Source organism: Pseudoneobacillus rhizosphaerae, from assembly GCF_917563885.1.
Lineage (GTDB): Bacteria > Bacillota > Bacilli > Bacillales > Cytobacillaceae > Pseudoneobacillus > Pseudoneobacillus rhizosphaerae.
The window spans coordinates 32113-45839 of record NZ_CAKJTG010000030.1 but is presented as its reverse complement, the minus strand read 5'-3'; the positions used below and the strand labels follow the sequence as shown (position 1 = coordinate 45839).

Sequence of the window (13727 nt, the reverse complement as noted above, 5' to 3'; positions counted from 1 at the left end):
AGTTAAAAAAGTCTACACTAAATTAATTTTATTGCTTATACTGTACTACAACAACTTAATCAATCATAGTCTGTATTATAAAAAGGAGGAATTGGAAATGTTACAAAGTCCAGTTAAATTTTTTAGAAATTTACCAAAAAAGATTTGTGCGGAATGTGGCCAAAATATTCACGAACAAGCTGAATCCTATCTACTAGAGTGCGATCGTTGTTTAGCAAAGAAACAAGAATAGAAATACACAAAAAGCTCACTGGTATTTATCCAGTGAGCTTTCTTAACATCTTCGGGGACCCAACCATTAACATCGGCCATTTTCAAATACCAATGTGTGTCTGTTCCGTACTAGAAAGAATTTTTTCTGTTGAACCAGAAATTATTTCAATCAAATCGAAACAAAACCATTCTTTGAATCTTACCTAAAGACTCATTTTTTTCGGTCCATTTTAAATAAAGTATTTGTAGGTTTAATTCTCAATCCACTTTCCTACTTAAAAAGATGAATCAAGCTAATTTTCCTAATTACACCATCAGGTTAGTACTGAAATTTCACTCGAATATTTCCTTGAGCTTTTGGCTGAGAGAACTTATCTAATACGTATATGACTTATTAGGTAAAAGAAAGTTGTCTCTCCAATAAAATTTCGACCTGATGTTTCATGTAATTTAAAAAGTGATGAATCTTTTCAGGAATTTGGTAATGAGTAATCGCCTAAAAATCTTTTTAACGGACGTCAGTTTAAAGCTATTCATTTGTCATCGTTCACGTATTAGACGGAACGAACACTAAATGGTTGAGCCTCCGAAGATGTTAATTCCTTACACTCATATTATAACACCATTCAAGATTATTACTCTTATGATTTGTTACAAAATTGTGAATTTTCCACAAGTATTTCCATTCTTTCTTATAGAATAAATGTTTATCAATCAGTGAAACCTTTTCTTAAGGAGTGAATTAATATGAGTAATAAAGATCAGTACTTAACAAATAGCCCAGTGAGTGAGCAAGTAACAATTCAATCAAGTGAAGCAATCCCAAATTTCAAAAATATACCTGGTAATTCCGTCGATGCTCACAAAGAATTAGAGTTAGCTAATGCGATTTTAACAGGTGATGAAATAAAGCAACAAAATGAAAATTTATAGGGGATCTGACCCATAAATGGGTCAGACTAAATTTTTGGCAACTCTCTAAGCTCATGGATGGTCTCGTTCCCACAAATTGGACAAAGTAAGTCATCAGTTGCATATTCTTTACGCATCCAACCATTACAATGGTCATCAGAACACGAGAAAACATCTGTAGTTTCATAAATCATTTCTTCTTTTTCTTCTAAGGATTTTTTACCAAAAAATATGACAATCGCCTCCTTTTTCCTTAGTATTAACTAAAGTTATACTTTTTAACAAAGCTCTTTTCTAAAACATTGAGGTAACCAATCCTCTACATGTACAATTTATTTTCAAATGATTACTTAATTCGAAAGGAAAAGAGCCCGAAACCCTACTATTGTAGGGAAGGAGAGGAAATTCGAAAAACAAATTCATGTGAGAAAACAGCTTTTAAAAAGTTTTCTAAGGAGGATTATATGCAAAATAAAAAGAGAACGATTGTAGGAACTGACATTGATGAAGTGAAAAGACAAAATGCCGCTTCAGGTCTCTCCTACAATGATGTAAAACTACTTTTAGCTCAAAAACACTTAAAAAAATAAAGGCAGGATCACCTGCCTTTTTAACTAGTACATCAATAATTTACTCATTTATTCATCGTGTTTGATTGTTAAGCCCTCGACATATTTCTTTCCCATTTGCTTCTTTTTCTTACGATTGTCCTTCGAATCAAAAATAATATCAAAATCATAGTCTTCAGGATATAATTCTTGCTTTGAAATATATAATTTTAATCTTTTATGATTTATTTCATGTTTTTCTCCTTTAATTTGTACGATATAATTGCCTACTGAATCTGGCCCCATATAAACAATACCAATTTCTTTTGAAGGACTAACTATTACATTATCTCCCATTGAAAAATAATGTGAATTTGTAACTTCCTTTACTTTTTTAATACGATTTTGGTGACGATTAATAATGATTTGTTTATCTAATTCCTGTTGTAATCGAGAATCTGTTACGGAATTATCATACTGTTTATTTTCTTTATACGTAATGAAGTGTGCTTTTTCAATGATTTTAGGGTGTAATCCTAGCTTGAGTGCAATTGCAAAAGCCTGACTTTCACCACCTTTACCAATTTGCAATCGATACGTTGGTCTTAATGTATCAAGATCAAATTCCATCGACCCATTGATAAATCCTTCATGATGGTAGGCGAATTCCTTTATTTCATTATAATGAGTAGTAGTTAGAAGCGTACAACCTTTAAGATATAATTGCTCTAAAATGGCGGTCGCTAATCCCATTCCTTCACTAGGGTCCGTACCTGAGCCAAGTTCATCCAACAGGACTAATGTTCGGTCGTTTGATTCTTTTAATATCTCAACAATATTTACAATTCTCGAACTAAAAGTGCTTAAATTTTGTTCAATACTCTGCCCATCACCAATATCCACCAGCACTTTATGAAAAATACTCATTTTGGATCCTTCTGCAACTGGGAGATGCAGTCCTGATTGAACCATTAAGGTAAATAACCCGACTGTTTTAATTGTGACCGTTTTCCCTCCTGTATTAGGACCAGTAATGACCAATGCATGACATCCATTGCCTAATTCTATATTTAACGGAACCGCGTTTGCACCTAATAAAGGATGTTTCGCATTAATTAATTGAATATGATGATCTTCATTGATTTCAACTGGTAAGCCATCAATCACTCTAATATACTTTGCTTTCGCAAACAGGAAATCATAGTGAATCATCGTTTCCATCGCAAGTCTAATTTCACCTTCATGACTTTCCACTAACCCTGTTAAGTAAAATAGAATTTTCTCAACTTCTTGTTCTTCCTCTAACAGAACCCAGTATAATTGTTCCTGACCTAATGCCAATTCTTCAGGTTCTAAAAAAATCGTTGATCCTGATGATGAGGTATCGATAACATTCCCTTTTATTTTATTTCGATATTCCTTTTTAATGGGAATAACAAAGCGCCCATCTCGTTGACTTACTACCGCTTCCTGTAAATAGGCTTTATACTTGGATGATTTCAATATTTGCGAAACTTTTTCTTTAAGACGCTCTTCTAAAATTGTTTTTTGCTTTCGTACCTTTAATAATTCTTTACTTGCGTAATCGTCAATCATCCCATTTCTAATACATCTTTGTATCTCGATTGCTACGTTTGGGAGCTCCGAAATGGAATGAATATAGGATGCTACATTTGGTGCCACAAATTCTTTATCCTTCATGAATCTCCTCATCTTAGCAGAACAATCTAGAAAGTGAAGTAATTTCGATAATTGCTCTGGCTTTAAGGCAACTCCTTTATTCACTCCTTTCAAGATTTGTTCCATACCCTCTAATCCATGTACAGGTACACTACTACTTATTTTTAAAATAGCAACAGCTTCTGAAAGTTCATCCTGCCAACTCTGAACTTGTTTTTTGTTAATGGAAGGGAATAAGTTCAATACTTGTTTCTTTCCTTCCCCTGTTAGGGCATAACTAGCAATCATTTCTTTAATACGATTAAATTCTAAAACCTCAAATGTTTGATGATTCATTGTCTATCTCCTTTATCAAAAAAAATTTATTAAAAAACACAAAAAAGACCTTAATGAACAAAATGTCATTAAAGTCTAAAAATAAACACAGGTTATCCCTGATTCATTATTAGAAAAACATAAATTACATCTAATCAAAAAATAAAAGCTATGCCTAAGAGACATAGCTACAGTTAAATAGATGATATTGTCTGCTATGACGTTGTTCTTAACAATCATTCCAAGGCAATAAGAAACTAAACCTCCACAATTACAGGAAGCCACCACTTTGGAATGTCCGTATTTAATTGACGGTTAGTTAAGAACGGCACCTAACATACAACATTTCTCCCTTACATTAAATATCACCCTAATAATACTTAAAATTGAAAATTATGTCAATAATTTTATCCATATGCCTTTGTGTTCACTGATACAGCGTGAAACACAAATTCCACAGCCAGTACATTTATCCTCATTTACTATTGGTATTCCATCCGCTATCTTCAAGGAACCCTCGTGAGGACAAGCTCGGAAGCAATAATCGCACATTACGTTTAGATGGGCGATACACCCATCTATACGGATTGATGCTATCCCTATTGCAGGATTTTTAATTAAATGTTCTAAATGAAGAGCATCCGTTGGACAAACGTCAATACACTTATTACAGAAAGTACACGGTTTTACATTTGGGTCAATATATGGTGTATTCATTTTGGTTGCACCACTCTCGACCGGTAGCAAGCTTATAATACCTTCCGGGCATTCTTCTTTACATTTACCACAACGTGTACAAGATGTGAGAAAATCAAGCTCATTTCCTGCACCTGGAGGACGATAACACTCTCTCTCTTGTTCGAATTGAGACGCTATTACATGACTAAAAAAACCGAAACTTGATTTCAAATTTAATTTCAAATAATTTCTTCGATTTAAATCCTCTGTCATTGAAAACCATCTGCTTTTTTATAAAAAGGATCCTCTTCAAAATTACTATAGACTAAACAAGTTGAAAGTACACCCTCAATTAATTTAAAGGTATCTGCAATATGATAACTTTTATCAACTGAATGAGCTTCTAATGTTAACACTATTTTATTCGTTTCCTCTTCAATATGATGAACTTCAACCCCTTCAAGGTTTTTTAACTGCATAGCGACTTCCACCGCTGCCCCTTCAATGGTTTCAATATACATACCAGAAATAACCACATTTGCTCCTCCTAATCAACACATAATGAAGGTCAAAGATGTATTGCTTGCTAATTACTTGCTATTAAACGCTGTTTTTGTATCATTTTGTGTGGCATGACATTGTTGACAATTATCTCGATAAATTTTATCCTTTGTATCATCATTGTAAAAATGATTTACTGGTGGTGTAGGAGCCCCAGTGGCTGGATTACTATGACAAGCCATACAGCTCTCATGATGCTTTTCTGGATTCCAGCGTTCAATGTGATTAACAGGCTGCATCGGTGGTGCACCAACTAAAACCATTGTTGCTGATTTTTCTCTTCCCTCTTCCTCAAGTTGTGTAACGACCAATGGTTGGTTTAGGTTTAATTTTGGAGTTGTACTAGCTGTCTCAGATGATGTAGAAAGTTTTGATATTCCGACTGCACTAAATAAAACAAAGGCAAAAGCAATTACAAAAATTAACTCTTTTCCTCTCATTTTTCATCCCTCCTCTATGCCTTAACGATTTTCACTGCACACTTTTTATAATCAGGCTGCTTTGAAATAGGGCAGTAACAGTCTAAGGTTACTAAATTAATTAAAGTTTCTTCGGCAAAAAATGGTACATAAATTAAACCTTTTGGCGGATTACCTCTCCCCTTCGTTGTCGCCTTTACAGCAACCTCTCCACGACGAGAAACAACTTTCACCATGTCCCCGTCCTTAATACCTAAACTAATAGCATCATCTGGATGAATCTCACACAATGCCTCAGGTACAGCACGATGCAGTTCAGGCACACGTCTAGTCATAGTCCCACTGTGCCAATGCTCAAGAACTCTACCGGTACATAACCAGTAAGGATATTCTTCATCAGGGATTTCAGCGGCATCTTCAAAAGGGCGGAAGATCACTGATGGGCGGTGGTCTGTTGATTTATAAAAATCAATTTCTTGGTATTTGCCTGCAGCTCCAAATTCTTCAATACCATATTGATCGAATCCATCCTCTTGCTTACCATTAGCGTATCGCCAATTTGTTTCAACCCATTCACCATTTACTTCACGTACTGGCCAAGCTATACCATGCTGTTTGATATATTCATCGTATGGCGCGATCTGCTTTGCTTTTAGCTTTAATTTTTTCCCAAGCTCTTGAATTTCCTTATTTTGGTTCAAATGAGGATTTGTGAATGACCGATATTCTTCAAATAGACGCTTATTCACTTCATACTCGTCCTCAAGAAGATCATTTTTATCGTAATCCCAGACATTCCCAAAGAGTACATCGAAGGCTGGTTTAGTACCTATTTTCCTTCCTTCAAGGACACGTTTTGCTACTTGTACAATCGCCCAAATATCATATTTTGCCTCACCAGGAGCTTCAACGACTTTACGCCAAACGTTTGTACGGCGCTCGGCATTTCCAAACTGACCTTCACGTTCTATCCACATTGCCGCAGGCAACACTACGTCTGCCAATTCTGTAGAACGAGTCGGATATACTTCAGATACGACTATAAAACCATCTTTAACACCTTTTCCATTTGCATCATTACCTCTAAAACGATTTAACTTTGGCATTGTTTGTCCCCAGTTATTGGACATACTCCACATGAATTTGACATTACCATTACCTAATTCTCTAAACATTTTTACAGTATGATATCCAGGTGTTTCAATCGGGTCCAAATATCCTTTGGGAAGATTCCATACTAATTCTGCATACTGTCTATGCTCTGGATTTTTTACGACTAAATCAGATGGTAATCTGTGCGAGAATACCCCTACCTCTCGTGCAGTACCGCATGCACTTGGTTGACCAGTCAATGAGAAAGGACCACTTCCAGGCTTACTGATTTTACCTGTTAATAAATGAATATTATATACTAAATTATTTATCCAAGTACCACGTGTATGTTGGTTCATTCCCATCGTCCATAAGCTAACGATTTTTTTATTTGGATCAGCAAATTCCTTTGCAAGTGCCTCTAAATCGGCTGCTGGTACATTCGAAAGCGTTGAAACATACTCAAAGGTATAAGGTTTTACCATTTCTTTAAATTCCTCGAAAGTGATATTCCAATCTTTGTCTGCAACTGCTCCGACTTCTGATTTATCGTATCCATCCTCGTAGGAATGTCCTAAATTTTCCGTCCCAGCTTTAAATTGTAAATGCTCGTCGACAAACTTTTTGTCATATTTATTATTTTGAATTAAATAATTTATGATGGCATTCGCAATAGCCAAATCAGTTTGCGGACGGAAAACCATAGTTGTATCTGCCATTTCAGATGTTCTTGACTTTCTTGTAGTTAAGTCATAGAACTTAACACCTGGAGTACTTAATTTCCTTGCTGTAATCCGCGAAAATAATACTGGGTGCATTTCAGCCATGTTTGCACCCCAAGTAACATAGACATCCGCTTCATCTAAATCTCTATACGAACCCATTGGTTCATCAGATTGAAAGGTGGACATAAATCCTGTAACAGCACTCGCCATACAAAGTCTAGCATTAGGATCGATATTATTATTTAATAGTCCAGCTTTCCATAGTTTTACAGACGCATATCCATCTGCAATTGTTTGTTGGCCTGAACCCCAAAACGCAATAGATTTTGGATCCTTTTTATAGTTTTCTATTAAATTTTTAGCAATTAAATCAAGAGCTTCCTCCCAAGTCGCCTCTCTAAATCCTTCCATCGTTCCTTTTTTTGTTTTATCTATTCGAATCAAAGGCTTAGTTAGACGATCCTCACCGAAAAGAATTTTTCCAACATAGAATCCCTTTATACAGTTAAGCCCTTTACTAGAGCGATTATCGGGATCTCCTTTTGTAGCAATAACTTTACCATCCTTAACTCCAACCAGAACACCACAACCAGTGCCACAAAAACGACAAGCTGCTGCTTTCCATTCATCTGGTTCAACTGTCGAAATTTTTGGTGCTTCGCTAACAACCTGCTGATTTTCTTTTTGTTTGCATCCAGCTGCAGCCAATGTTAATGAAACTGCTGTCGCTTTCAATAACGATCTTCTTGTTATCTCCAACTCATTTCCCTCCCAAAAAATAATTTCTTACCTAATAATTCCATCCTAGATATTAAAAGGAAGCAATTCTGTGACAATTACCACATGTAACAATTTGTTCAAAATTTTTTGAAAATAGTATGAACAATAAAAATTTACTAATTTACTTGTGTATTGATAAATGTCACAGAACTTCCATTGACCAGAAAGGTGAATTTTCATTAAAGTTAGATAAATAAGTTAGGTAGGGTGATATAAATGGAGCAAAATCAACTCGATTCCCCTTTATCATATGAATTAAACGAGCTCTTAAAATCGGCAGATAGAGGAATCGAAGTAAAGAAGGGAGCTTATCTCTTCCAGGAGGGCCAACCTGCTGCTGAAATTTTTATCATATCATCAGGTAAATTCCAAATATCTAAAATGAACGCTGAAGGTAGAGAACTAAGTTTAAGACTATGTAAAAAAAATGATATTATCGGTGAACTTACATTATTTACATTTCAGCCGAAGTATTTATTTAATGCACTTGCTTTAGAGGATAGTACCGTAGCAGCTATTAATATTGAAGCTTTAGAAAAGGCTCTATTTGAAAACACTCAATTAGCCTATGAATTTATGAAGTGGATGAATGACCATTTCCGAAAAACGATTACCAAGTTTAGGGATTTAGTATTACATGGTAGAAAGGGAGCACTTTATTCCACGTTAATCCGATTTAGTAATAGCTATGGTGATAAGCATGATAACGGAATCACTATTACCGTTCCATTAACAAATCAAGATTTAGCGAATTTTACGGGTACCGCCAGGGAAAGTGTTAGTAGAATGCTCTCAGAACTAAGAAAAATGAAAATAATTACGATTGACCGAAAGACAATTATCATACACAATCTCGATTATTTGAAAAAAGAGATTGATTGTGAGAATTGTCCAGCTGCTCTTTGTAATATTGAATAGAAGAACAATTAACACCGTATTTGACTTGTTTTTAGTGCAAACTAGTATTTGTTCACAAATTGTCCATTCCTTTTTCACGAAAATTTCTTTATCTTAGACGGTAAGGGGGTTTTTTTTATGAAGAAAGGTATCATTATTAGTTTTGTACTAGTTTTTCTAGGTATTCTTATAGGAGTTTCTTTTTTACTAATTCGCGATGCAAATGCACAAATACCTGATGAAACGATCTTAATCGACCAAAATGGTGAGGAATACCGCTTCGGTGACGATCATAAAAAAGTTAAATTGATTGAATTTATTTATACTTTTTGTCCAGATATTTGTCCTACCACTACTCAGAAGATGAATTTATTAAAAAAAGACCTTCAAAACAAAGGTGTTTATGGGAAAGACGTTGAATTTATTACAATTACTATCGACCCTTACCGTGATACAACCGATGAACTAAGGAAGTATATGGAAAAATTCGAAATAGAAAACGATGGAAATTGGATTTTTTTAACAGGAGACCCTCAAAATATAAAAGATGCACATACAAAAATTCGGAGTGTAGCAGATTCATTACAATTCCAGTATCGTGATCCTGGAGACGGATATCTTGTTCATACTTCCATGACATTTTTAGTAGATGAAAACAATAAATTTATTAAAAAATTTCCAATGGGTGAGGACTTTAATAAAGATCAAGTTTTTGAAACCATTATGGAGAATTTGGAATAAAAGCATAAAAAAAGCGGCCAATCATGAATGAATGATGACCGCTTTTTTTATTTTAGATAAGTTTCCATTTTACAATTATGATTGCCTAGTATAGATAAATGATAGTAGGACTTTGGTTTTGTTAAACTTACTTTAATTCCAGACTGTTTTAATCTATTGACAAGATCAACCATTTTCTTCTTTGACATGGTAAACTTCCCCTTCGCTAAAAACCGACTGTCATCATTATAACCGATTTTTACAGGAAATTTGAGAAGTTTATTAAATTTTTACATAATTTTTTGATATTTTAATTCAATTTTAAATAAAAATCCAGCTAAAAATTTGCATTTTCCTTATTAACAATTCATTTCATCCTGAAAATATGAATTATTATCATAGATATGCTATACTTTGAAGGATATTTTGGTTATGGAGGATCGCATACATGATTACAGTTCAAAACGTTGGATTAAGATATGGTGACCGTAAACTTTTTGAGGATGTTAATATAAAATTTAACCCTGGAAACTGCTACGGATTAATTGGTGCAAACGGCGCCGGAAAGTCTACTTTTTTAAAAATTCTCTCAGGAGAAATCGAAGCTCAAACTGGAACAGTTTCAATGGGTCCAAATGAGCGGATGGCTGTATTAAAGCAAAACCACTTTGAATACGAAGATTTAGAAGTGTTAAAAGTGGTCATTATGGGTCACACAAGATTGTATGAAGTCATGCAGGAAAAAGATGCAATTTATATGAAAGAAAATTTCACTGATGAAGATGGCATGAAAGCAGCAGAACTTGAAGGTGAATTCGCTGAATTAAATGGTTGGGAAGCTGAGCCCGAAGCAGCTATTCTTTTAAAAGGATTAGGGATTACTGAAGATTTGCACACTAAAGTAATGGCAGACTTAACGGGTGGAGAAAAAGTAAAAGTGTTGCTAGCACAAGCATTGTTCGGTAAGCCGGACGTCCTTTTACTTGATGAGCCTACGAACCACTTAGATATTAAAGCGATTCAATGGTTAGAGGAATTTTTAATTAACTTTGAAAATACCGTTATTGTTGTATCCCATGACCGTCACTTTTTAAACAAGGTATGTACTCATATTGCTGACCTTGATTTCAGTAAGATTCAAATCTATGTTGGAAATTATGACTTCTGGTATGAATCAAGCCAACTAGCACAGAGAATGGCTTCCGATACGAATAAGAAAAAAGAAGAAAAAATCAAGGAACTTCAAGCCTTTATCGCACGCTTTAGTGCTAATGCATCGAAGTCCAAACAAGCAACATCAAGAAAAAAGCTTTTGGATAAAATTTCATTAGATGACATTAGACCATCTTCTCGTCGTTACCCATATGTGGGCTTTTCTCTTGAGCGTGAGATTGGAAATGATCTATTACGTGTTGATGGTTTAACAAAAACAATCGATGGTGTAAAAGTTCTTGATAATATTAGTTTTATCATGAATAAAGACGATAAAATCGCATTAGTTGGTAAAAACGAAATTGCAAATACGACATTATTTAAAATTCTAACGGGTGAAATGGAAGCGGATGACGGAACCTTTAAGTGGGGAATCACAACTTCTCAAGCATATTTCCCTAAGGACAACTCAGAGTTCTTCGAAGGCTGTGAGCTTAATTTAGTGGACTGGTTAAGACAGTTCTCACCAAAAGATGATAGCGAAAGCTTCTTAAGAGGATTTTTAGGACGTATGCTGTTTTCTGGTGAAGAAGTACTGAAGAAAGCAAGTGTTCTGTCTGGAGGAGAAAAAGTACGTTGTATGCTGTCAAAAATGATGTTAAGCAGTTCAAATGTCTTATTACTTGATGAGCCAACAAACCATTTAGACTTAGAATCAATCACTGCACTAAATGATGGATTAATTAATTTTAAGGGATCCATGCTTTTCACTTCTCATGACCACCAATTTGTTCAAACCATTGCGAATCGCATTCTAGAGATAACTCCTAGTGGCCTTGTTGATAAAGTAATGACCTATGATGAATATTTAGAGGACACTGATTTACAGAAACAAATTTCAACCATGTATCTCTAATCATGAAGGAGCCGATACTTTCGGCTCCTTTTAACTTTTCTTATAAATTCTTATCTTGTTTATTTCTTGATGAATCTGCTTTAGTTCTGCCAGTTTCACGATTTGTAGTACCCTGACCTTCTACTTGTGGTGAATTTAATCCAATAGTGGAAGGATCTTTTTTTCGTTTTGACATTTTCGCCACCTCCATATACATATCCTCTCAAATTGTTTTCCGATTTATGCGGTATTAAATTAGAATAAACACATCAAGGATAGGAAATCTTACTAGTTGGAGGAGGTGTATGCAAATGGCTAAAGTAGGTGTAGAACAATCCCTTACCAATATCCAACAAGCATTACGTGAAAAAGGCTATGATGTTGTGGAGTTAAAACAAGAATCCGATGCACAGGATTGTGCTTGTTGTGTTGTGACTGGTGGAGATTCTAATGTAATGGGTATGCAAGATACTTTTACAAAAGGGTCTGTTATTGAAGCTAGTGGTTTATCTGCAGAAGAAGTATGTCAACAAGTTGAAAGTCGACTTCAATAAGAATAGACGGGTCTGTTCATGTTTTCACAGACCCCTCCCTTCTATCTTTAATTAAATTTTATTAACGGCGATCATTTTCCTTCTTGTTTCTCTCTAAATGATAAAGGCTATAATTAGAAGTCCCCCTTCTAGTTATAGCCTTTATTTTAATACCCTTTTCTATTAACTTTTTCGTTTAATTTCAAGCAGATAATCGACAAACAAATCATCTTTAACCAAAGCAGCATAATGACGTCTCTTTAAATAATTTTCTGCATCTTCGAATGAATCAAACTGTTTATCCGTCGTATGACCATTCTTTTCAACCTCCCAATTCCCTTCTGAATTTTGGGAGATAAAGAATTTTTCTCCTTCACGATTATCGTAGAGAACGCCTCGCCTAGATCCTTTTACATTGAATCGATTTTTAAAGGCATCCAATCGGATAGGGTCTAGTAGAAAAATATTTTCCACATACATACAATACGCTTGTTTTGACATGGATGAGCCTGAAGCTTTTGCATGACCACCGCCACCGAAATGTTCAGCAACCTTTGATACGTCAATATGGTCATGGATAGTCCGATAACTTATTTTCTTGTTTCCCATATTTAATAAGGCGATATAGTCAATATGAGGATTTTCCTTCCCCAATTCATTCCCCAACTCAGAATGATAAGACTCTGCATGAACGATACCTACACAATAGTCATCTATCATCGTTTGGACTAACTCACGTTTTTTTCTTCGAATGTATCTTTCGATTTTACCCTCTTCCATCTCCAACAGCTTTTGTTCAAATTCATCAAAATCAAAATGCTCATTTTCTTGTAATCTTCTCAACATCTTTTCTTCAAATTCATCAATCGATAGTAGAAAGAATAAGTCATTTAACCGTTTAGCTTGTTGATTGTTATTTTCGTCCCATTCCCATGTATCATACTGCCTAACTAACTCAACAAATTCATTAATTACAGTAGATGAATCAATTAACTGATGTTGTTTTAAATAATCATAAAATAATGATGTGGCAGAAGCTAATTTGCCGTTTTCCGTCTCTACTTTGACCATTGCCCATGAGAAGTCATTTAAATAGTAGGCTGATTTATGATGGTCAATTAAGCGAACCTTTGCGCCATCTTGAACGATACTATTTAGCTTCTCTGCTATTTCATCATTCGGGGACATATCGGTAATGAACAATCTATCTTGATATTGTTCTTCTGATAACTTTTCAAGGTATTGCCCTAATTGATGGTCAAGGCTTGAAATCGAATTATAGCGTACCTGGACATTTTCTCCGAAGGCTATTTTTGCTAGGATACCACAACCTACTCCATCTAGATCATTATGTGTAAAAAGATGATGCATTTCTTCTCCCCCTTTTCGATGAAATATAAATGAATTTTGTCCTTTTTAATGGATTCTACTCACTACTTGGGGTGGTGTTGAAAAATTCAACTTCCTTTCGTTTTTTTTGATTTTGTTTTGAATTGTTTCCCATTTTCCCATCTGATTCAAGACTTAATTTAATCGATTCTTCTGTTTTCTTTTTGGACATGTTCCAACCTCCTTAACATTATTAAGATTTTAAACCATAAGCAGTT

Annotated in this window: 16 protein-coding genes; 7 read left to right on the top strand and 9 right to left on the bottom strand. The window is 34.7% G+C overall.

All coding sequences use genetic code 11. The features are described 5' to 3' along the window. The first annotated feature begins 97 nt into the window (after window positions 1-97). Window positions 98-232 (top strand): protein YhfH, encoded by a 135-nt coding sequence (gene yhfH / locus LRP83_RS19865; protein ID WP_230498469.1) that lies wholly within the window; start codon window positions 98-100, stop codon window positions 230-232. Window positions 233-960: 728 nt separating this feature from the next. Beyond that, window positions 961-1146 carry a hypothetical protein gene (locus LRP83_RS19860; protein ID WP_230498468.1) on the top strand — a complete coding sequence of 62 codons (186 nt, stop codon included), beginning with the start codon at window positions 961-963 and terminating at the stop codon, window positions 1144-1146. 26 nt (window positions 1147-1172) lie between these two features. On the opposite strand, the gene LRP83_RS19855 is transcribed toward LRP83_RS19860, so the two are convergent. After that, window positions 1173-1358, bottom strand: coding sequence for a cold-inducible protein YdjO-related protein (locus LRP83_RS19855; protein ID WP_290369592.1), 186 nt, complete (start codon window positions 1356-1358; stop codon window positions 1173-1175). 231 nt (window positions 1359-1589) lie between these two features. On the opposite strand from LRP83_RS19855, the gene LRP83_RS23255 reads away from it, so the two are divergent. Beyond that, window positions 1590-1715, top strand: coding sequence for a hypothetical protein (locus tag LRP83_RS23255; RefSeq protein ID WP_290369591.1), 126 nt, complete (start codon window positions 1590-1592; stop codon window positions 1713-1715). 48 nt (window positions 1716-1763) lie between these two features. Here LRP83_RS23255 and LRP83_RS19850 read toward each other — a convergent pair whose 3' ends face one another. The 5 genes from LRP83_RS19850 to napA all read right to left on the bottom strand — a co-directional run bounded on the left by LRP83_RS19850 (window position 1764) and on the right by napA (window position 7902). Then, window positions 1764-3689, bottom strand: coding sequence for an endonuclease MutS2 (locus tag LRP83_RS19850; RefSeq protein ID WP_230498465.1), 1926 nt, complete (start codon window positions 3687-3689; stop codon window positions 1764-1766). Window positions 3690-4061: 372 nt separating this feature from the next. After that, the gene (locus LRP83_RS19845; protein ID WP_230498464.1) at window positions 4062-4619 is read right to left on the bottom strand and encodes a 4Fe-4S dicluster domain-containing protein; all 558 of its coding nucleotides are present in this window, start codon (window positions 4617-4619) and stop codon (window positions 4062-4064) included. Next, on the bottom strand, window positions 4616-4882 hold the full coding sequence (locus tag LRP83_RS19840; RefSeq protein ID WP_230498463.1) for a chaperone NapD: 267 nt from the start codon (window positions 4880-4882) through the stop codon (window positions 4616-4618). The genes LRP83_RS19845 and LRP83_RS19840 overlap by 4 nt, the downstream gene beginning before the upstream one ends. Window positions 4883-4936: 54 nt before the next feature. Next, window positions 4937-5347, bottom strand: coding sequence for a nitrate reductase cytochrome c-type subunit (locus tag LRP83_RS19835; RefSeq protein ID WP_230498462.1), 411 nt, complete (start codon window positions 5345-5347; stop codon window positions 4937-4939). 14 nt (window positions 5348-5361) lie between these two features. Then, window positions 5362-7902 (bottom strand): nitrate reductase catalytic subunit NapA, encoded by a 2541-nt coding sequence (gene napA, locus LRP83_RS19830; protein WP_230498461.1) that lies wholly within the window; start codon window positions 7900-7902, stop codon window positions 5362-5364. Between the two features lie 237 nt (window positions 7903-8139). On the opposite strand from napA, the gene LRP83_RS19825 reads away from it, so the two are divergent. The 3 genes from LRP83_RS19825 (at window position 8140) to LRP83_RS19815 (ending at window position 11608) form a co-directional block, all read left to right on the top strand. Continuing rightward, on the top strand, window positions 8140-8841 hold the full coding sequence (locus LRP83_RS19825) for a Crp/Fnr family transcriptional regulator (protein ID WP_230498460.1): 702 nt from the start codon (window positions 8140-8142) through the stop codon (window positions 8839-8841). Window positions 8842-8958: 117 nt separating this feature from the next. After that, complete coding sequence (locus tag LRP83_RS19820; protein WP_230498459.1) at window positions 8959-9561, top strand: SCO family protein; 603 nt, start codon at window positions 8959-8961, stop codon at window positions 9559-9561. A 427-nt stretch (window positions 9562-9988) separates the two neighbouring features. Further along, on the top strand, window positions 9989-11608 hold the full coding sequence (locus LRP83_RS19815) for an ABC-F family ATP-binding cassette domain-containing protein (RefSeq protein ID WP_230498458.1): 1620 nt from the start codon (window positions 9989-9991) through the stop codon (window positions 11606-11608). A gap of 40 nt (window positions 11609-11648) precedes the next feature. On the opposite strand, the gene LRP83_RS19810 is transcribed toward LRP83_RS19815, so the two are convergent. Next, on the bottom strand, window positions 11649-11783 hold the full coding sequence (locus LRP83_RS19810; protein WP_230498457.1) for a YuzL family protein: 135 nt from the start codon (window positions 11781-11783) through the stop codon (window positions 11649-11651). A 115-nt stretch (window positions 11784-11898) separates the two neighbouring features. On the opposite strand from LRP83_RS19810, the gene LRP83_RS19805 reads away from it, so the two are divergent. Further along, the gene (locus tag LRP83_RS19805; protein WP_230498456.1) at window positions 11899-12141 is read left to right on the top strand and encodes a YkuS family protein; all 243 of its coding nucleotides are present in this window, start codon (window positions 11899-11901) and stop codon (window positions 12139-12141) included. Between the two features lie 162 nt (window positions 12142-12303). Here the strand turns inward: LRP83_RS19805 and LRP83_RS19800 are convergent, their stop codons facing one another. Then, on the bottom strand, window positions 12304-13491 hold the full coding sequence (locus tag LRP83_RS19800) for a DHH family phosphoesterase (RefSeq protein WP_230498454.1): 1188 nt from the start codon (window positions 13489-13491) through the stop codon (window positions 12304-12306). A 55-nt stretch (window positions 13492-13546) separates the two neighbouring features. Then, window positions 13547-13681: a hypothetical protein gene (locus LRP83_RS23250; protein WP_290369590.1), complete on the bottom strand. Its 135-nt coding sequence runs from the start codon at window positions 13679-13681 to the stop codon at window positions 13547-13549. Window positions 13682-13727 lie beyond the last annotated feature (46 nt).